A 20,192-nucleotide genomic window follows, 5' to 3' on the forward strand; every position below is an offset into this window, starting at 1 on the left:
GATCGGCAGTAATAAACTTCTGGCGATAGGCAATCTCTTCCGGACACGCGACTTTCAATCCCTGACGGGTCTCGATGGTCTGAATAAAGTTGCTCGCTTCAATCATGCTTTCATGGGTTCCGGTATCCAGCCAGGCATAACCACGGCCCATCATCGCCACCGACAGATTGCCTTGCTCCAGGTAGATACGGTTCACATCGGTAATTTCCAGCTCACCACGGGGCGATGGCTTTAGGCTCTTGGCGATCTCCACCACGTTGTTGTCATAGAAATAGAGGCCTGTCACCGCATAGTTGCTCTTGGGCACCAACGGCTTCTCTTCCAGAGAGATAGCGGTGCCCTCTTTATCAAATTCCACCACCCCATAACGCTCGGGGTCGTGCACATGGTAGGCAAAGACGGTAGCACCGCTCTCTTTGGCCGCGGCAGCCGCCAGCTGTTTCTGCAGATCGTGGCCATAGAAGATGTTGTCGCCCAGCACCAGCGCGCAGGGGTCTGACCCGATGAACTCTTCACCCAGAATAAAGGCCTGAGCCAATCCGTCCGGACTTGGCTGCACCTTGTACTGCAAATTCAGACCCCACTGGCTGCCATCACCCAGCAATTGCTCAAAGCGGGGAGTATCTTGCGGCGTGCTAATGATCAAAATATCGCGAATACCCGCCAGCATCAGGGTGCTCAGCGGGTAGTAGATCATCGGCTTGTCATAGATGGGCAGCAGCTGCTTGCTCACCGCCATGGTCACGGGATAGAGACGGGTGCCAGAGCCACCGGCCAGAATAATGCCTTTTCGTTTGGTCATGATGCTTGTTTCTTATTTTTAAATTGCAAAAGAAAAAGGTGGCTTGAAGCCACACCCTTTAGGTTTTATCCCTTGCCAGCCAAGTATGCACTCAACACATCCCTGACCATTGATTTATTTGCCCAGGATCTCGGTCAACATCCGCTCTACACCGACCGTCCAATCCGGCAGCACCAGATCGAAGGTGCGCTGGAATTTGCCAGTATCAAGGCGAGAGTTATGGGGTCGTTTGGCAGGGGTCGGGAAGGCACTGGTCGGCACCGCATTGAGCTGTGTCACCGCCAGTTCAACGCCAGCCTCTCTGGCTTTGGCAAACACCAGCTGGGTGTAGTCAAACCAGGTGGTGGTACCGGAGGCAATCAGATGGTACAGCCCTGCGACCTCGGGTTTACTCTGCGCCACACGGATCGCATGGGCGGTGCAATCAGCCAGCAACTCGGCGCCGGTCGGTGCGCCGAACTGGTCATTAATGACTGACATCTCGCTACGCTCTTTGCCAAAGCGCAGCATCGTCTTGGCAAAGTTGGCGCCGCGGGCGGCGTAGACCCAGCTGGTGCGGAAGATCAGGTGACGGGAGCAAATAGCGGCGCCTTGTTCCCCTGCCAGCTTGGTTTCGCCGTAGACGTTGAGCGGGGCGGTCGCATCGGTTTCCAGCCAGGGGCGCTCACCGCTGCCATCAAACACATAGTCGGTGGAGTAATGCACCAGCCAGGCACCCAATGCTTCCGCTTCTTTGGCGATAGCGGCCACGCTGGTTGCGTTTAGCAGCTCGGCAAACTCCCGCTCGCTCTCTGCTTTATCCACTGCGGTATGGGCCGCTGCGTTGACAATCACATCCGGCTTGACCAGACGTACCGTTTCGGCCACCCCTGACGGGTTGCTGAAATCGCCGCAATAGTCGGTGGAGTCAAAATCAACGGCAGTGATGCGCCCCAGCGGCGCCAGTGCGCGCTGCAGCTCCCAGCCTACCTGGCCGTTTTTGCCAAACAGCAGAATATGCATCAGGCACGCTCCCCATCGTTCTGTTCAATCGCGGAATAGTGCTGCTCAATCCAGGATTGGTAGGCGCCACTCTTGACGTTGCTGACCCACTGCTGGTTATCCAGATACCACTGCACGGTTTTGCGAATGCCAGACTCGAACGTTTCTAGCGGTTGCCAAGCAAGCTCACTGCTCATCTTGGTCGCATCGATCGCATAGCGGCGATCGTGACCGGGACGATCCGCTACATAGGTGATTTGATCGCGGTAAGAGCACGCCTTCGGCACCATCTCGTCCAGCAGATCGCAGATGGTGTGTACCACCTCCAGATTCTGCTTCTCGTTATGACCGCCGATGTTGTAGGTCTCCCCGACCACGCCCGTGGTCACCACCTTGTAGAGCGCGCGCGCATGATCTTCTACATAGAGCCAGTCACGGATTTGGTCGCCCTTGCCATAGACCGGAAGCGGCTTGCCATCCAGCGCGTTAAGAATGACCAGCGGGATCAGCTTCTCGGGGAAGTGGTACGGGCCGTAGTTGTTGGAGCAGTTGGTGACGATGGTCGGCAGACCGTAGGTGCGGCGCCAGGCGCGCACCAGATGGTCGCTGGAAGCCTTGGAGGCAGAATAGGGGCTGCTGGGGGCGTAGGGGGTGGTCTCGGTAAAGAGCGGCAGTGGCTCACCGGCAGCGACTTCATCCGGATGGGGCAGATCCCCATACACCTCGTCGGTGGAGATATGGTGGAAGCGGAAGGCCGCCTTGCGTACCTCGTCCAGACCGTTCCAATAGGCACGTGCCGCTTCCAGCAACATATAGGTGCCGACGATATTGGTCTCGATAAAGTCAGCCGGTCCTGTGATGGAGCGATCAACATGGCTCTCGGCGGCCAGGTGCATCACCGCATCCGGCTGGTGCTGGGCAAACACCCGATCCAGCTCGGCGCGATTGCAGATATCCACCTGCTCAAACGCATAACGCTCGCTCGACGATACATCGGCCAGGGATTCCAGATTGCCGGCATACGTGAGTTTATCGAGATTGATAACGGCATCCTGGGTATCACGGATGATATGGCGCACCACGGCAGAGCCGATAAAGCCGGCACCGCCGGTCACGAGGATTTTCATAGATATGCGTTCTCTTGCGAGGAGTGAATACGGAATTGGGTATCGGGGGGTATGGAACAGAAAACAGCTGTATTAGCGCTAAAAATCAATACATAACGTGTATTGCCAAGACTGCACTACACAGCCGTTATGCATATACGTTGAACAAAAACTAAGGATAACACCATGGCTACCGCCCCTGGGTTACAGCCCCCAGTTTGCTGCTTTTAACCAAATTTTGTTTGCTGTTGGTCATCTTGTCCTCCAGCATTTTTATGTTTTGATGGTCGATAACAGTGTTACACGCTCGCATTTTATAGCCAAAAGAGGGTGTACAAAACCTAAACGACACATAGTCTACCAGCCCGATAAGGCGCAGATTCTATCTCGTTTTCTGCAAACCTGCACAGCAAAAAGTGCCTTCATCAAGGGTTTTGAATCAAGATTCGATGGAGAACCGAAACAGCTTGATGAACTCATCCGAACCACCTTTCAAAATCGAACAGAACACAGCCAAGTTACCGTTTTTTGGGCGAAAAAAATGGGGCAACCGCTCACGTTGCCCCATTTTATAGCCAGCTTTAACTGACTCTTTTATCAAATTGTGATCTGTCGCTCAGAACAGATGGACACGCTTTTGCTCAGTCACCTTTTGACTCAACCGCTGCAGCCATGCGCGCCTCTTTGCTCTGGTGGCTGGTGAAGTAGCGCATCACCAGCACGAAGAAGAGCGGCACGAAGAAGATGGCCAGCACGGTGGCACTGATCATCCCCCCCATGACGCCGGTACCGATGGCGTTGCGGCTGCTGGCACCGGCGCCGGAGCTGATCACCAGCGGCAGCACCCCGAGGATAAAGGCAAGCGAGGTCATCAGGATCGGGCGCAAACGCAGACGCGCAGCCTCCACCACCGCCTCACCCAGCCCCATCCCCTTGTCATAGAGCTCTTTGGCAAATTCCACGATCAGGATCGCGTTCTTCGCCGACAAGCCTATGGTGGTGAGCAGGCCAACCTGGAAGTAGACGTCATTCTCCAGCCCGCGCAGAGTCGCGGCCAGGATGGCCCCCAACACACCCAACGGCACCACCAGCATCACCGAGAACGGAATGCTCCAGCTCTCGTAGAGGGCAGCCAGACAGAGGAACACCACCAGCAGCGAGATCGCATAGAGCGCGGGGGCCTGTGAACCAGCCTGCCGCTCCTGGAAGGAGAGCCCGGTCCACTCGATACCCACCCCTTCCGGCAGCTTCTTCACCATCTGCTCGATAGCGGCCATCGCATCACCGGTACTCTTGCCGGGCGCCGCTTCCCCGACGATCTCCATCGCCGGTACGCCGTTGTAACGCTCCAGACGGGGCGAGCCAAAGCTCCACTCGGTGCTGGCAAAGGCAGAGAAGGGCACCATCTGACCGGCACTGTTGCGCACATACCATAGCTTCAGGTCTTCCGGGTTCATCCGGAAGGGGGCATCCGCCTGCAGGTAGACCTTCTTGATCCGGCCCCGGTCGACGAAATCATTGACGTAGGACGAACCCCAGGCGGTAGCCAAGGTGTTGTTGATGTCCGCGATGGAGAGCCCCTGTGCCAGCGCCTTCTCGTAGTCGATCTTGATATCGAGCTGCGGCGTATCTTCCATCCCGTTCGGGCGCACCCGCACCAGGGTGGGATCCTGCGCCGCCATGCCGAGCAGCTGGTTGCGCGCCGCCATCAGCTTCTCGTGGCCAATACCACCGCGATCCTGCAGGAAGAAGTCAAAACCGGTCGCCGTACCCAGCTCAGGGATCGGAGGCAGGTTGAAGGCGAAGACCTGCGCCTCCTTGATGCTGAACAGATAGCCCATGGCGCGGCCGATGATGGCATTGGCGCTGCGATCCGGGCTCTTGCGCTCACTCCAGTCCTTGAGCTTGATAAAGGCCATGCCCGCGTTCTGACCGCTACCGGCGAAGCTGAAGCCCGCCACCGTCAGTACGGAGTCGACATTGTCCTTCTCGTTTTTCAGGAAGTAGTCGCGCATGTCCGCCAGCACCACCTCGGTGCGCTGCTTGGTCGCGCCCACGGGCAGTTGCACCATGGACATGATGACCCCCTGATCCTCTTCCGGCAGGAAGGAGGTGGGCATCCGCATAAAGAGCACAGCCAGCACTGCCAGCATGGCACCGTAGATGAGGCTGTAGCGCACGCCTTGCTTGATCACCTTGCCAACTCCGCGCTGGTAGCGCTGGGTGCCGGCATCAAAGGCGCGGTTGAACCAGCCAAAGAAGCCGCGTTGGGCACCGAACTCGCCGTGTTTCATCGGCTTGAGCAGGGTGGCACAGAGTGCCGGCGTCAGGATCAATGCCACCAGCACCGACAAGGTCATCGCCGAGACGATGGTCAGCGAAAACTGGCGATAGATGGCACCGGTCGATCCGCCAAAGAAAGCCATCGGCACGAATACGGCGGAGAGCACCAGAGCAATCCCCACCAGCGCGCCAGTGATCTGGCCCATCGACTTGCGGGTCGCCTCCAGCGGGGAGAGATCCTCCTCGCTCATCAGGCGCTCCACGTTCTCCACCACCACGATGGCGTCATCCACCAAGAGGCCGATGGCGAGCACCATACCGAACATGGTGAGGGTGTTGATGGAGAAGCCAAATGCCGCCATCACCCCGAAGGTACCGAGCAGCACCACGGGCACCGCGATAGTCGGGATCAGGGTCGCCCGGAAGTTCTGCAGGAACAGATACATGACGCAGAACACCAGGAAGATCGCCTCGATCAGGGTCTGCACCACCTCCTCGATGGAGATCTTCACAAACGGCGTGGTGTCGTAGGGGTAGACGATCTTCATGTTGGCCGGGAAGTACTCCGACAGCTCGTTCAGCTTGGCGCGCACCTTCTCGGAGGTATCCAGCGCGTTGGCACCGGTCGCCAGCTTGATGGCCACCGCCGCAGTGGGCTGACCATTGTAGAGCGCTTCGGCGTCGTAGCTCTCGCCAGCCAGCTCGACCCGGGCCACATCTTTCAGCCGCACCTTGGCGCCATCCTGAGTCACCCGCAGCAGGATGTCGTTGAACTGCTCGACGGTGGAGAGACGGGTCTGACCCATGATGGTGGCGGTGAACTGCTGATCGGCCACCGAGGGGGTTCCCCCCAGTTTGCCGAACGCCACCTGGGCGTTTTGCGCCTTGATCGCCAGCTGCACATCACCAGGAGTCATCTGGACCCGATTGAGCTTGTTGGGGTCGAGCCAGATCCGCATGGAGTACTGGCTGCCAAACAGGGTGATATCCCCTACCCCGTCCAGACGGCTCAGCGGCTCCTTGATGTTGGAGACCACATAGTCGGCCAGATCGTCGTTCTTCATGCTGCCATCGCTGGAGATGAAGGCGGCCACCATCAGGAAGCTGCTGGAGGTCTTCTGCACCCGGATCCCTTGCTGCTGCACCTCTTGCGGCAATAGCGACATCGCTTGCTGCAGCTTGTTCTGCACCTGTACCTGGGCGATATCGGGATCGGTCCCCGGCTGGAAGGTCAGGGTGACCGACACCCGGCCAGCGGAATCGGACTGGGAGGACATGTAGAGCAGGTGATCCAGCCCCGTCATGTTCTGTTCGATGATCTGGGTCACCGAGTCCTCTACCGTCTTGGCAGATGCGCCCGGATAGCTGGCGGAGATGCTCACCGCCGGCGGTGCAATGCTCGGATACTGGGCGACCGGCAGTTTGATGATGGCCAGGCTGCCCGCCAGCATGATCACCAGCGCGATCACCCAAGCAAAAATGGGTCTGTCTATGAAAAATCGAGCCATGAAGCGACTACTCCATCCTACTTGTTGGCCGGGGTGGCGGCAGTTGCCGGCGCCGCAGCCTGTTCAGCCGGATTGACCACGGCACCCGGACGCACTTTCTGCAACCCGGCCACGATCACCCGCTCGCCGGCATTGAGACCGGACTCCACCACCCAGCTGGTATCGACGATGCGACCCAGCTGAACGTTGCGCAGATCCACCTTGTTGTCAGCCGTCACCACCAGCACGGTCGCGCCGCCGTTGGGGGTACGGGTCACCGCGGTTTGCGGCACCAGCAGCCCTTTGGCCCGCTCGCCCTCTTGCAGAGTGGCGCGCATGAACATGCCGGGCAGCAGCAGATGCGCGGGGTTGGGGACGATCACCCGCAGGGCCACCATGCCGGTGGTCTCATCCACGGTGACGTCGGAGAACTGCAGCGAGCCCTCTTCGCCATAAGTGGTGCCATCTTCCAGCTGGAAGCTCACCTTGGCCCCCTTGTGTTCGTCCTGCACCACCTTGCCCTCGGCCACCAGCCGCTTGAGACGCAGCAGATCGGCGGTGGACTGGCGCACATCGACATACATGGGGTCGAGCTGCTGGATAACGGCGAGGCTGTCAGCCTGCTGGGCCGTCACCAGCGCCCCTTCGGTCACCGCAGAGGTGCCGATGCGACCGCTGATGGGCGCCGTGATGCGGGTGTAACCCAGATTGATCTCGGCGGTGCGCAGGGCCGCCTTGCTCGCCATGATCTCTGCCTGCGCCTGCTTCCAGCTGGCGTCGGCATCGTCATAGTCCTGACGGCTGATGGAGTTGACCTTGAGCAGCTCCTGATAGCGCTTGGCCTTGAGGCGGGCGCTCTGCTCGTTGGCCTGCGCCTTGGCCAGATTTGCCTTGGCGCTGGCGACGGCAGCCTGATAGACAGCCGGATCGATCTGATAGAGCAGATCGCCAGCCTTCACATCGCTCCCCTCGGTAAAGAGGCGCTTGAGGATGATGCCACCCACCTGCGGGCGCACTTCGGCCACCCGCAACGGGGCGCTGCGGCCGGTCAGCTCGCTGGTCAACTTGAGCGGAGCACTCTGCAGGGTCACCACGTCAACCGCGACGGGAGGCATACCCCCCTGTCCCTGCGGCGCGCCCTTGTCGCCACAACCTGCCAGCAAGCCTGTTGCCAGCAGGGCAAGACCTACCGAACGAGCAAGAATATGTTTATGCATGAAACACCTGAGCCTTTGCCAGTCAATGAACAATCAGGGCCACGTGGGCCCTGTTGGTAAAAATCGGAAAGATGAGGCAATATACATACATTCATAAATGTATGTAAGTGACTTTTTTTGCTGATTAAGGGGCGCAGAAGCAGATGGCCAGACGGACCAAAGAGGAGGCACAGCAGACCCGCTGCACCATCATGAAGACGGCGCTGGATCTCTTCTGCAGCCAGGGGCTGGCCAAGACCAGCCTGACCGACATTGCCAGGGCCGCAGACCTGACGCGCGGGGCCATCTACTGGCACTTCAAAAACAAGGAGGAGCTCTTCTTCTCCCTCTGGGAGGAGCTCTGCCAACCCCTCGCCCATCAGCTCGACGCCTGCGTCAATGAAGAGGAGCCAGACCCCCTCGGCAAGCTGCGCGACTTCCTCAAAGAGGTGCTGACCCGCATCACCCGGGATCAGGCCCACCAGCAGATGTTCACCATCCTCTTCAATCTGGAGTCGCTGGAGGGGGAAGCCATCTCCCTGCGCGAACATATCCGCAGCCAGTCCAGCAACTTCTTCCGCGATCTTGAGACCACCCTCACCAATGCCATCCGGCGCGGACAGCTGCCCGCCAATCTGGATCTGCGGCGAGCCTCCACCCTGCTCCACTGTACTCTCGATGGTTACATCATCAACTGGCTCCACTTTCCGGAGCGGATCGATCTGGCCGCCGAGTCGGAGTACCTGCTCGACTGCATGTTCACCATGCTCACCCAGCCCCGCAATCCGGCGGTTCGTTCCTAGTGTTCACCCTCTGCACCAACTTGCGGGCCGCTTTGCCAGCACAGCCCCCGATTTGCTAAGGTAGCGCCCCCTGTAGCCGCCTCGGCCCGAGACCATCGCTGTGACATCCACTGACGCCATCACCCACGATACCGCCCATCCCGCCGGCCCGACTCCAGCGCACACCGCCTTTACGGCCCGGCTGACCACTGGCGCCCACCTGCTCAACCTAGACTGCGGCGACGGAGTGGATCTCTGCTGGCTGCGGGATGCCGGTTTTCGGGTCACCGCCTGTGAGCCAGAGCTGGCGCAGGCACGCAGCGCATCGCGCCGCTCGGGTCAGGCGGTGCGGGTCTGCCCCATCGCGGGGATGCGCAGCGTGCTCCCCTATGACGGCATCTGGCTCAGTCGCCCTGCTGACCTCGCCGGGCATAAAGCGGGTGACACCCTGCGCCATCTCGCTACCCTGCTCAAACCGGGTGCGCCGCTGGCATTGCCGGTCGCAACCGATCTCGCGGCAGCTACGACTCAGCTGGCCGAGCGACTCGAACAGGATGAGATCCCCCTGGCAATCTGCGCGGAGCAGCCGGCCCAATCCACCGCAGCGTTGAGTTATCTGCTGCTGATCCGCACGACCGCGTGATTGGCGGCGCCGGTTAACCCCTTAACGGCGCTCGCTTTTTACCCGCACAGGCCCTAACCCCGAGGCCCTGCACGCTCTCTGTCAGCCCACCATGTTCAGCACACCGTGCCGCATCTTGCGCGTTTAAATATGGGCGTTTTCCGGCCGGGGAAAATAGCCATTAACAATATTTAACTCGGCGTTAACCCATTCAAGACAGACATAATGCGGATTCTGTGTTAGAAAGTGTGATTAATATCAAAATTTAATAACAAATCAGACAATACAACCAACACCGGATTTCCTTATGAAACTTGTCCTCAAACTCATTGCTGGCATTCTTGCCGGTCTCTTGCTCGGTCTCTACGCCCCTGAGTGGGTGGCGCGCGTGCTGTTTACGGCCAAGACAGTCATAGGTCAGCTCATTACCTTCACCATTCCGCTCATCATCCTCTTCTTCATCATGAGCGGTATCGCCAGCCTGCCGAAGAACTCCGGCAAGCTGCTGGGCAAAACCGTGGCCCTCTCCTACTGTTCCACCATTCTGGCGGGCCTGTTCGCCTTTACCGTGGCGAGCCACCTGATCCCGCAACTGACCACCGCCGCCGAGCCCACTACCGCCGAGGCGGTCAAGCTCGCCTCCTACGTCAATCTGGAGATCCCGCCTCTGTTTGGCGTGATGTCTGCGCTGGCCGCCGCCTTCGTGTTCGGTATCGGCATCAGCGCCACCCAGGCCACCGATCTGCGCCGGGTCGCCGATCAGGGCCGTGACATCATCGACCGCCTGCTGGCCAAGGTGATCATTCCGCTGCTGCCGTTTTACATCGCCGGTGTCTTTGTCGAAATGACGGTGGAAGGCACCGTGTTCGCCACCCTGAAGACCTTCGGCGTGGTGCTGGTAATGGCCATCCTGATGCACTGGGTCTGGCTCTCCGTGCTGTTCGTCGGTACCGGTCTGGCCCTTGGCCGCTCACCGGCCCAGCTTATCAAGAACATGCTGCCCGCCTACTTCACCGCGCTGGGTACCATGTCGAGCGCCGCCACCATTCCGGTTGCCCTGCAGTCGAGCAAGAACAACGGGGTGAGCGATGGCATCGCCAACTTCACCGTGCCGCTATGCGCCACCATTCACCTCTGTGGCTCCACCATTACCCTGGTGACCTGCGCCACCGCGGTAATGTTCCTCTCCGAACATCTGGCCATTCCGGGCATCGACACCATGCTCCCCTTCATCATGATGCTGGGCGTCATCATGATCGCCGCCCCGGGTGCCCCGGGTGGTGGCGTCATGTCGGCACTGGGTCTGCTCACCTCCATGCTCGGCTTCGGTGAGGCCTCCATCGCCCTGATGATCGCCCTCTATCTGGCGCAGGACAGCTTCGGCACCGCCTGCAACGTCACCGGCGACGGCGTGATCGCCCTGTGGGCCGATCGCTTCGCCAACGGCAACGAAAGCGCTGCCCCCATGGCTGAGGCCGAACAGGCGTAAGCTCGCCGGGATGGCAACAGCCATCCTCTGCAAAAAACCACAGGCCCGAACCTCTGTTCGGGCCTGTGTCGTTTCTGCCTTAACCCATCTGACCAGAACCAGTAAGGCATTCTCAGCACAAGTCGGCGAGCCCCCTATCAAACCGGTCTGCTCGGACTACCTGCAACACTCGGCCCATTGTTACGCAAGCGAAACAGTTAACCGAAATACTGTTACACCGACGATAACAATCAAGCGCATCAACCGCCGCAGGGCCATACTTGCTGCCAGCATCACAGCCGCCCGATCACCACGCTGACGGCCGCCATCACCGCAAGGAGAAGAGATCATGTCCATCTGGTTATTGAGTCTGCTCGCCTCGTTCGTGCTGATCCTTGCCATGGGCACCATCATCTGGTGGCGTCAGTATCGGCTGGCCCAGAAGCGACCGGACAAGGAGATCCGCCCCTGCGGCTGCTCGGGTGCCAGCGCTGACCACCTCGGCCACTCAAACAAGCCGCCCAGGCCATAACGGGCTGCGGGCGACGAGCCACAAAACAGCGGCCATCAAATCTGACAAATGCAAAGGGGACGCTCGCTGGCGTCCCCTTCTCTTGCTCTGCATCTTTGGCCCTCTTGCTTGCCCCTTATCCCCTTGCGCTGACTTTCCCTCCCCTATCTCACTCAGCCGGTTTCGCCTCGTCCGTTTCAGGCGTAGTGGCCAGATCCTGATAGTGCTGATAGATGGCATAAAACTCGGCCTTGTTGCGCAGGGCCGCGGCAACACAAGCGGGATCGAACTGGCTGCCGGCATGCTCTTCCAGATAGGCAAACGCCGTCTCGAACGGCCAGGGCTGCTTGTAGGGGCGCTCGCTGGTCAGGGCATCAAACACATCGGCCACCGCCACGATGCGCGCCGCCAGCGGAATGGCCTCCCCCGCCAGCCCCAGCGGATAGCCGGTGCCGTCAAAGCGCTCGTGATGGCTGGCGATGATATTGGTCAGCATGTCGGTGTGGTGAATGCCATCGAGGCCAAACTCGCTGATCATCAGGTTGATCATCTCCCGCCCCTTGCCGGGGTGGCTCTTCATGAGCTCGAACTCTTCCGGGGTCAGCTTGCCCGGCTTGAGCAGGATGGAGTCCGGCACCGCGATCTTGCCGATGTCGTGCAGCCCGGAGAAGAGATAGACAAACTCCACCTCTTCATCGCTGAGGCCAGTGACAGGGGCCAGGGTCCTGGCGATCAACCGGGAGTAAGCCGACATCCGGTGCAGATGGTTGGCGGTCTCCTCATCCCGATAGCGGCTGAACTCCCGCGCCGTGGTCAGCGCCCCGCCAAGGGTCTGAATGGAGAAAAACTCCACCGCGATGATGGCCGAGAGCATCTGGGCGTAGGCCGACAATTCGCTTCGGATCGGCTCGTTGAAATAGTCCGGCTCCATGGCATCGCAAAACAGAAAGCCAAACAGCTTGCTGTTGAACAGCAGCGGCTCGGTATAGCTGGAGGCATAGCCCGCCTCCAGCAGCTTGCGGCTGTGCTCGGACGCAGAGTCACGCAGGACATCGAGATTGCCGAGCACGCGGGCGTGGTGATGCTCCGCCAGATAGCGCAGGGAGGGCACATCGCTCAGCTTCACCTCGTACTGCACCAGCGGAGAGTGGCCTTCGGTGCTGTGGGCAAAGGTCTTGAGCTGATCGGTATGAGGGTCGTAGATAGCGATGGCCACCCGGCTCAGCTTGTCAAAACGCTCCCTGAGGGTGGCGTGTACGCTCTGCATCCTTTCGCCAAATGAACTCTCCATGACCTTCTCCACCGGATCTCCGTGATGGGAGTATAGTGACCCCCTTTGCCGCTCTCGCCTCTGTTGACAGGAAAATCAACAAAGCGGGATCCCGATAACAACCCCACCCCGCGGGGGCGATAGCCCCATTGATGACAGGTCATTAGCGGCAATTCGCGCCACGCAATCCTGCCCACTCGGAGATATTGTTCGGTTCTCCCGGCTCCGCTGTATAGTTTTTGGTTAGCCATTTAGGTAAAATCCGCGCCCTTAAAGAGAAGCCACCTAAGAGTGATTGAGCGATGTCCAACACAAAACAGGCCCCCAAAGTAGGATTCGTCTCCCTGGGTTGCCCGAAAAACCTGGTCGATTCCGAGCGCATCCTGACCCAGCTGCGTACCGAAGGGTACGACGTGGTGCCCAGCTATGACGATGCCGAGCTGGTTGTCGTCAACACCTGTGGCTTTATCGACAGTGCGGTGCAGGAGTCGCTCGAAGCGATCGGCGAAGCGCTGGCCGAGAACGGCAAGGTGATCGTCACCGGCTGCCTTGGCGCCAAAGAGAATCAGATCCGCGAGATCCACCCCAAGGTGCTCGAGATCACCGGCCCCCACGCCTATGAAGAGGTACTGGGCCACGTCCACAAATATGTGGAGAAGCCGCAGCACAACCCCTTCACTAGTCTGGTTCCGGCCCACGGCGTCAAGCTGACCCCGCGCCACTACGCCTATCTGAAGATTTCCGAAGGGTGCAACCACCGCTGCACCTTCTGCATCATCCCCTCCATGCGCGGGGATCTGGTGAGCCGCCCCATCGGCGACGTGCTGGCCGAAGCCAAGCGCCTGAAAGAGGCCGGCGTGAAGGAGCTGCTGGTGATCTCCCAGGACACCTCCGCCTACGGCGTCGATGTGAAGCACCGCACCGGTTTCTACGACGGCATGCCGGTCAAGACCAGCATGGTCGCCCTGTGCGAAGAGCTGGCCAAGCTCGATATCTGGGTACGTCTGCACTACGTCTACCCCTACCCGCACGTGGATGACGTCATCCCGCTGATGCGCGATGGCAAGATCCTGCCCTACCTCGACATCCCGCTGCAGCACGCCAGCCCGCGCATCCTGAAACTGATGAAGCGTCCGGGTTCGGTCGAGCGCACTCTGGAGCGGATCCAGAAGTGGCGCGAGATCTGCCCGCAGATCACCCTGCGCTCCACCTTTATCGTCGGCTTCCCGGGCGAGACCGAGGAAGATTTCCAGATGCTGCTGGAGTTCATCGACAAGGCGGAGCTGGATCGCGTCGGCTGCTTCAAATACAGCCCAGTCGAAGGGGCGCTGGCCAACGAGCTGCCGGATCCGGTACCGGAAGCCGTGCAGGAAGAGCGCTTCCAGCGCTTTATGGAGCTGCAACAGCAGGTCTCCATCCGCAAACTGGCCCGCAAAGTGGGTCAGGAGATGACCGTTATCATCGACGAAGTGGACGAAGAGGGCGCCACTGGCCGCTCTTTTGCCGATGCACCGGAGATCGACGGTCTGGTCTACCTCAACGGCGAAACCAGCCTCAAGCCGGGCGACATGGTCAAGGTGCGGATCGACGAATCCGACGAATATGACCTGTGGGCCAGCCTGATTGGCTAACCCTGCCATGGGTAAACACGCCGCGCGTTGAGCCGATAGCGTTCAACGTAACTAAACAAAAAGCGCCTGATGGCGCTTTTTGTTTAACAACTACTGGCAATAAAACCCTAGCCGAGGTCGTGCAGCACCTTGCCAAGGGGCGGTGTGAGGCGCAAGTCAGAGAAACGCACCGCCAGCCCCTGCCGCTCCGGGGTGCAGCACATCACCCCGATAAAGCAGCGCTCGCCTGGCGGGAACGGAGCGAGACGCAGCAGCGGCCACACCTTGCCATCAGTGGAATATTGCAGGCGCAGACAGTCCACCAGCCGGGTCAAGCGCAGCCAGAAGCGGCGCGGGTTGCCGGTGAAGATGCCGGTGGCCCAGTCAGAGTGCGGATTGGTCAGCACGCTGCCGATCATCGGCTGATCATCGTTGTACTCGATCCCCGCCTTGAGCCAGTGCGCATCGTCTTGCAGCAGCATCAGCCCCGCCTGATCGTAGAGGGTGGTGAACTCCCCCTCGACGCAGACCTGAAAGGTGAACTCCCCCGCCACCTCGCAGCCATAGACATGGCCGCTGTGGCGCTCGAAGCCATACCAGGTGCTGCGCCAAAAATCGGTCTGCTGGTCTGTCACCACCTGCAAGCCATCGCTGGTCTTGTGCCACTGGGCCGGTTCATTGAGCCAGCGCCATTGCGTCCCTTCCATCATCTCGTTCAACTCCTGTTGTGTCGCCAACTTGCCACCAGCGACTACTTGCCGCTTACTTGCCCTGCTTGAAGAGGGTGGCGGTGAAGTGGCTCTCTTTGGTGCGCGGAAAGTAGCGATCCGTGTAGCACTGCTGCTCGCGGCTTTCACAATGCACCCCGTTGCTCAGGGTGTAGCTGCCAGGATCTGCCCCCTGCAGGTTCTTCTGCAAACGGCTGGCCGCCTGCTCCCCGAGATGGGCGCGGGTCAGGCCGATGGAGATCCCCTGCGGGTCGGCGCAATAGCCGCCCTTCTTGTCGCACACCACCTTGGCGGAGGGCGAGAACACTGCCGGAGCCGCGTGAACGCCCCCGATTAGCAGCAGCGCCACCAGCGCAGCCGAGCGTTTGAACATGGTGTTACCTTGATAAACCTTGCAAATCAGGGCGTTAATTTATCACTCCGCTCCCGTGATGGCCAATTGTCGGCCCACAATGAATCCGGCTGTCACGCTAAGCCCAAACCGAGGCTCGGCGCCAACCGGGCCGCCACCGCAGCGGGGCTGGCTTATCGGGGGACGAACATGTGTAATAGCCGCCTGTACACGTCAGTCAAAGAGTCCCGCCATGCAACTCAAACCCCTTCTCAAGGGGCGCTTTCAGCCCCACTGGCAGGCCAGCCACGATCTGATCGAACAGGTGGTCATCTCCTGCATCACGGAGCGGCGCCTGATCCCCGAGGGGGAACCCCTGATGCGTCAGGGGGAGCTATTGCGGGATCTGGTGCTGGTGCCGAATGGCCGCATCGCCATGGGCCACACCGCCATGAATGGCCGCCGCTTTCAGCTCGGCACCCTTGAGTGCGACAACCAGCTCTTTGGCGAGATGGAGTTCTTCACCGGCTACCGCTGCCAGCTCGACATCATCGCCGAGGAGCCGCTGGAAGTGGCCCGCATCGATGGCGAACAGCTGGAGCAGGCGCTGGTCGCCCACCCCAAGGTGGCGCTCTTCTTTGCCACCGCCATTGCCATCGACTATCAGGACACAGTGGATATCTTCACCTGTCGCATGCTCTACCCCATCAGCTACAACATTGCCCTCGACCTCTATCACAGCCACTGCCACGACAACCCGGTGAGCGGCTTTCGCAAGGGGTATCAGGAGGCGGAACGCTTCGGCACTACGGACAGGGTCTACCGGCGGGCGGTGAAAGAGCTGATGGACAAGGGACTGGTGGAGCGTGGCGAGGAGGGGTTGCAGATCCGCGATCTGGCGGGGCTCAGGGCCTTTCTGGAGCAGCCATAACTAGCGGGCATAAGTGGCCGGTTAAAGACAAAAAAGAGGGGCGGTCGATACCGCCCCTCTTGCTGTTTACTCTCCTGCTCAGGCCAGACAAGGCTGGGGCCGGGCCATCCGCAGCGACGCAACCAGCATGGCGAGGATCACGCCGTAGATAAGCGGGATGGCGTACATCACCGCCTGCAGGCCGATCACCTGCTCGAACAGGGCGCTGATGGCCGGGCTGAACATGGCCCCGGCACTGCCGCTGATGAGGATATAGGAGACGTTCTTGCTCGATGCCTGCCGCACAAACGACACCCCGTAGGCGATAAAGGCGTTGTAGAGCGCGGCGCAGACAAAGCCGTAACCGTAGGTGAGGTAAGGCAGCTGGCTCAGGTTGTCGGTGGTGACGATAAGCGCCGTCATCCCCATCGCCAGCGTGATGATCACCAAGAGGAAGGTGCGGATCGCAATGCGGGTCACGATGGCGGTCGAGACCAGCGCGCCGAGCAGGGCCGCCGTCCAGTACTGGGTGATGATATTGCCCGCCTCCTCGAAGGGGATGCCGAACTTGTTCTTCACGAACATGGGCGCCCAGGTGAGGAAGGTGTAGAGCGCCAGCATGCCAAGAAAAAGCCCCAGCCCGCCGCTGATGATGCCGAGGTTCCACTCCGAGTGCTCGTTACCGGCGCTCTCGCCGCCCGCCTCGCAGCTGCGGAAGTTGGTCAGCACCGCCACCAGCATGGTCGCCAGCGCCACCACCCCCACCGCCAGATAGCTCCAGCTCCACGCCATGGCGTGGGTCAGGGTGTAGGTAGTGATAAGCGGGAAGACCACCCCGGCCACGTTGAAGGTGGCATCCTGCACCACCAGCATGGTGCTCTGCATCCGCGCCTGCCAGACGCTCACCACCAGAGTCCCCGCAATGCAGAGCCCCACCCCGCCGCACAGGCCGATCACCGTCATGGCCGCCATCACCACATAGAGCGAACCGGTCAGATGGAGCGAAGCCGCCGCCAGCGCGATCATGCCGTAGCAGATCAGCGTCATCCGCTTGAGGCCCACTTTCTCGATGAGGAAGAAGGCGGCAATGGTGCCCGCCAGCGCCCCGCCGTTGAGCAGGGAGAAGATGGAGGCCACCTGATTGACGTCGGCGCCGAACTTGGCGGCGATGGGGTCGATCAGCATGCCGAACTGGGTCGCAAAACCGGCCATCACGAAGTTGGCCAGGAAGCTGATGGCAGTGAGGGAGAGCTTATTGTTCATATTGGATCTCTCTTGGGGTCAGGGTGCGTGCAGGGTTGGCGGGCCGCGGCGCTTACAGCGCGGTGTGCAGCGCCAGCTCGATCATCTGGTTGAAGGAGAGTTGCCGCTCCTCGGCAGTAGTCTCTTCACCGGTCAGGCAGTGGTCGGAGACAGTCAGGATGGCGAGCGCCTCGATCCCCTGCTGATGGGCCAGCCCGTAGAGACCGGCCACCTCCATGTCGATGCCGAGCACACCGAACTTCTCCAGCGCCGGAATGAGGTTTTCGTCCGGATCGTAATAGAGGTCGCCGGTGAAGATATTGCCCACCTTGACCGGAATCGCCTTCTCCTGCGCCTTGGTAAACGCCTTGTGCAGCAGGGCGAAGTCGGCCGAGGTGGCCATCTGGTAGCCGGCGCTGCGCTTGGCATTGGTCGGGGAGTCGGTGCCCGCCGCCTGCGCCAGAATGACGTCACGCATCTGCACGTAGCGCTGGGTCGCCCCCAGACTGCCGATGCGGATGATGCGCTTGACCCCGAAGTCGTTCACCAGCTCGTGGGCGTAGAGCACCATGGAGGGGATCCCCATGCCGTGGCCCATCACCGAGATGCGTTGGCCGTTGTAATAGCCGGTGTAGCCCAGCATATTGCGCACATTGGTCACCTCGCGCGCATCGGTCAGAAAGGTCTCGGCGATATAGCGGGCCCGCAGCGGGTCCCCCGGCATGATGACGGTCTCGGCGAAATCGCCCGGGTTGGCATTGATATGAGCGGTCATTATTGTTGTGCTCCAGTTTGACTCGTGTGGATGAGCGCATCCTAGCCCCCACCCCCTCGCCCCTTGCAGGACAAAAGTCCTGTTGCCCCGATCGAGATCCCAGTTCCGGCAACTTATCCAGAACCGCCGCCGCTTGCCCCCCCTGCGCCGCCGCTCATTGGCTCTTAATCAGCCCTGCCCTTGCGGCAAGCACCGTGTCACCCGCCCAGCGATAACGCCCCTGCGCCCCAAAAAGCGCGGGGGGCCTGATGGCCCCCCGCAAACACACCGGATGAGAAAATGCCTTACTTGGCGGCGCTATCCTTCACGCACTTCTGGACAAAGCTGTTCTTGGCCGCGCCAGCCAGCTTCTTGTCGGCTGCCGCCTTCTCGCACTTGGCCGCTGGATCCACCGCCGCGCCCGTCTTCACGCACTTCTGGATAAAGCTGTTCTTGGCCGCACCGGCCAGCTTCTTGTCGGCGGCCGCCTTCTCGCACTCGCCAGTTGCGGCGCCCGCGGCATCTTTCACGCACTTGCCGACAAAGCTGGTCTTGGCGGCGCCGTTAAGCTTTTTCGCCGCGGCCTGCGCCTCGCACTGCAACTGGGCTGTGTCGTTGGCAAAGACCGGGTTGGCCAGCAGCACGCTGCCGCAGAGCAGGCCGAACAGGATGGTACGCTTCATGGTTGATCTCCTCTCTATCTGGTGATGTGTTTGCATGGTCATATTTGCATGACGATGTGTTGCAAATGGCTGTGATGGCAACAGCTGATTGTTGCCGCAGATCCCCCGCCTCGCCAGCTTGGGAGCGGAGCACAGGGCAACCATCGCCCGCACTATAGCGCCGATTGGCAAAGCGGGATTGTCCCCAGCCAATCCCTCCGAACCAGCAAGCCAGCCCTATTCCTTCCTGCCACGCCCGCCAACCCCAATAAAATCAAGGGCCATGGGAATCCGGTGCCCACTCAGCTTGATTTGTTGAGCCAGCGCAAAAAACCAATTATTACTGACAGTTACGTCACTTTTTGACTGGAGCGACCAGATTCGATTGGCTTAACATAGCCATCCGGTGCCTATTCATCTGCGATGGGCTGCTGCCCTCGCTGGTTAATGGAGCATATTGGAAGCTGTAATCCACGGGCGGTAGCGTGGGTTTTGAACAGTGATTGTGCATTGCGTAGGTTGGCGCTGAGCGTAGCGAAGCCCAACACGCGTGTCCTCGGTCAGTTGGTCGCCAGTAGGTGCAACCGAACAGACTGGATATTTCCGCCCGACACCGGAAAGGAGAAGCATGCGCTATCGCCGAGCAACAACCAGTGGGGCATGTTGGTTCTTCACCGTCAACCTGGCTGACCGATAGCAGGATCTACTGGTACGTCATATCGACCTTCTGCGTGAAGTGCTCCGCCACGTCAAACAGCAACACCCCTTCGAGATCATTGCCATGGTGGTGATGCCGGATCATCTCCATGCCATATGGCAACTACCGCCGGGTGACAGTGACTATCCCATGCGCTGGTCTCTGATCAAGGCATGCTTTTCACGGGGCATTGCCAAAACAGAGCGGATACGGGAGAGCCGACTCAGAAAACGGGAACGAGGTATCTGGCAACGACGTTATTGAGAACATCTGATCCGGGATGACAAGGTTCTGCAAGCCCATGTCGATTACATCCACTTCAATCCAGTTAAACATGGTTATTGTGCCAAGCCGGTCGATTGGCCTTACTCCTCCCTCTATCGCCATATCGCCGCAGGATGGATAGGGCCAGATTGGGCCATTGATAGTGACTCGGGTCGGGAATAATCGGCTAGGGATATGTTGTAGGTTGGTGCTGAGCGTAGCGAAGCCCAACAAACGGGATATATGACTTTCCAAACAAGATGAATTTTTACCATATCAAATCGAAAACCAAAATCAAATTTAGCTTTCACGGTAAACGTTAGGCTTCACTTTGTTCAGCGCCAGCCTACGAGAGTTAGCCCAACATACGCGATCAGCCTTTCCTCCTACAATTAAAGTAAGGAATTACATTCATGACAGATAAAAGCATAAACAATTCCCCTATAGAATATTTTTCAATTCATGGTTTACATGGAGAAAGAGATG

Annotated in this window: 17 protein-coding genes and 1 pseudogene; 7 read left to right on the plus strand and 11 right to left on the minus strand. The window is 59.7% G+C overall.

The annotated features are described in order from the left end of the window. The 5 genes from rfbA to LG31_RS0118210 all read right to left on the minus strand — a co-directional run. The coding region (gene rfbA / locus LG31_RS0118190) for a glucose-1-phosphate thymidylyltransferase RfbA (RefSeq protein WP_033115829.1) at positions 1-802 on the minus strand (802 nt) is incomplete at its 3' end. Between the two features lie 114 nt (positions 803-916). Then, positions 917-1,804, minus strand: a complete 888-nt coding sequence (rfbD, locus tag LG31_RS0118195) for a dTDP-4-dehydrorhamnose reductase (protein WP_033115830.1) — start codon at positions 1,802-1,804, stop codon at positions 917-919. Beyond that, positions 1,804-2,910 (minus strand): dTDP-glucose 4,6-dehydratase, encoded by a 1,107-nt coding sequence (gene rfbB, locus LG31_RS0118200; protein ID WP_033115831.1) that lies wholly within the window; start codon positions 2,908-2,910, stop codon positions 1,804-1,806. The genes rfbD and rfbB overlap by 1 nt, the downstream gene beginning before the upstream one ends. A 620-nt stretch (positions 2,911-3,530) precedes the next feature. Further along, positions 3,531-6,680, minus strand: coding sequence for an efflux RND transporter permease subunit (locus LG31_RS0118205; RefSeq protein WP_033115832.1), 3,150 nt, complete (start codon positions 6,678-6,680; stop codon positions 3,531-3,533). A 17-nt stretch (positions 6,681-6,697) separates the two neighbouring features. Continuing rightward, positions 6,698-7,876 (minus strand): efflux RND transporter periplasmic adaptor subunit, encoded by a 1,179-nt coding sequence (locus LG31_RS0118210; protein WP_033115833.1) that lies wholly within the window; start codon positions 7,874-7,876, stop codon positions 6,698-6,700. A gap of 143 nt (positions 7,877-8,019) precedes the next feature. On the opposite strand from LG31_RS0118210, the gene LG31_RS0118215 reads away from it, so the two are divergent. The 4 genes from LG31_RS0118215 (at position 8,020) to LG31_RS0118230 (ending at position 11,259) form a co-directional block, all read left to right on the plus strand. Beyond that, positions 8,020-8,658, plus strand: coding sequence for a TetR family transcriptional regulator (locus LG31_RS0118215; RefSeq protein WP_033115834.1), 639 nt, complete (start codon positions 8,020-8,022; stop codon positions 8,656-8,658). A 100-nt stretch (positions 8,659-8,758) separates the two neighbouring features. Continuing rightward, the gene (locus LG31_RS20175; protein WP_050513486.1) at positions 8,759-9,280 is read left to right on the plus strand and encodes a class I SAM-dependent methyltransferase; all 522 of its coding nucleotides are present in this window, start codon (positions 8,759-8,761) and stop codon (positions 9,278-9,280) included. 286 nt (positions 9,281-9,566) lie between these two features. Then, positions 9,567-10,748 carry a dicarboxylate/amino acid:cation symporter gene (locus LG31_RS0118225; RefSeq protein ID WP_033115835.1) on the plus strand — a complete coding sequence of 394 codons (1,182 nt, stop codon included), beginning with the start codon at positions 9,567-9,569 and terminating at the stop codon, positions 10,746-10,748. 328 nt (positions 10,749-11,076) lie between these two features. Continuing rightward, positions 11,077-11,259 (plus strand): hypothetical protein, encoded by a 183-nt coding sequence (locus LG31_RS0118230; protein ID WP_033115836.1) that lies wholly within the window; start codon positions 11,077-11,079, stop codon positions 11,257-11,259. A 148-nt stretch (positions 11,260-11,407) separates the two neighbouring features. Here the strand turns inward: LG31_RS0118230 and LG31_RS0118235 are convergent, their stop codons facing one another. Beyond that, on the minus strand, positions 11,408-12,529 hold the full coding sequence (locus LG31_RS0118235; protein WP_033115844.1) for an HD-GYP domain-containing protein: 1,122 nt from the start codon (positions 12,527-12,529) through the stop codon (positions 11,408-11,410). Between the two features lie 281 nt (positions 12,530-12,810). Between LG31_RS0118235 and rimO the strand changes: the two genes are divergently transcribed. After that, entirely contained in the window at positions 12,811-14,139 is a 1,329-nt protein-coding gene (rimO, locus tag LG31_RS0118240; protein WP_033115837.1) for a 30S ribosomal protein S12 methylthiotransferase RimO, read from the plus strand. 107 nt (positions 14,140-14,246) lie between these two features. On the opposite strand, the gene LG31_RS0118245 is transcribed toward rimO, so the two are convergent. Together LG31_RS0118245 and LG31_RS0118250 are read right to left on the minus strand one after the other, a co-directional pair. Continuing rightward, positions 14,247-14,828, minus strand: a complete 582-nt coding sequence (locus tag LG31_RS0118245) for a DUF1349 domain-containing protein (RefSeq protein WP_033115838.1) — start codon at positions 14,826-14,828, stop codon at positions 14,247-14,249. Between the two features lie 52 nt (positions 14,829-14,880). Beyond that, positions 14,881-15,219: a YcgJ family protein gene (locus LG31_RS0118250; protein WP_050513487.1), complete on the minus strand. Its 339-nt coding sequence runs from the start codon at positions 15,217-15,219 to the stop codon at positions 14,881-14,883. Between the two features lie 211 nt (positions 15,220-15,430). On the opposite strand from LG31_RS0118250, the gene LG31_RS0118255 reads away from it, so the two are divergent. Further along, on the plus strand, positions 15,431-16,108 hold the full coding sequence (locus tag LG31_RS0118255; protein ID WP_033115839.1) for a Crp/Fnr family transcriptional regulator: 678 nt from the start codon (positions 15,431-15,433) through the stop codon (positions 16,106-16,108). A 78-nt stretch (positions 16,109-16,186) separates the two neighbouring features. Here LG31_RS0118255 and tsgA read toward each other — a convergent pair whose 3' ends face one another. The 3 genes from tsgA to LG31_RS0118270 all read right to left on the minus strand — a co-directional run bounded on the left by tsgA (position 16,187) and on the right by LG31_RS0118270 (position 18,766). Beyond that, positions 16,187-17,350: an MFS transporter TsgA gene (gene tsgA, locus LG31_RS0118260; protein ID WP_033115840.1), complete on the minus strand. Its 1,164-nt coding sequence runs from the start codon at positions 17,348-17,350 to the stop codon at positions 16,187-16,189. A 52-nt stretch (positions 17,351-17,402) separates the two neighbouring features. Then, positions 17,403-18,104, minus strand: coding sequence for a purine-nucleoside phosphorylase (deoD, locus tag LG31_RS0118265; protein ID WP_033115841.1), 702 nt, complete (start codon positions 18,102-18,104; stop codon positions 17,403-17,405). Between the two features lie 284 nt (positions 18,105-18,388). After that, complete coding sequence (locus tag LG31_RS0118270; protein ID WP_033115842.1) at positions 18,389-18,766, minus strand: hypothetical protein; 378 nt, start codon at positions 18,764-18,766, stop codon at positions 18,389-18,391. Positions 18,767-19,373: 607 nt separating this feature from the next. On the opposite strand from LG31_RS0118270, the pseudogene LG31_RS21805 reads away from it, so the two are divergent. After that, positions 19,374-19,889: pseudogene (locus tag LG31_RS21805) on the plus strand (REP-associated tyrosine transposase). Positions 19,890-20,192 lie beyond the last annotated feature (303 nt).

This window comes from Aeromonas lacus, from assembly GCF_000764665.1.
Classification (GTDB): domain Bacteria; phylum Pseudomonadota; class Gammaproteobacteria; order Enterobacterales; family Aeromonadaceae; genus Aeromonas; species Aeromonas lacus.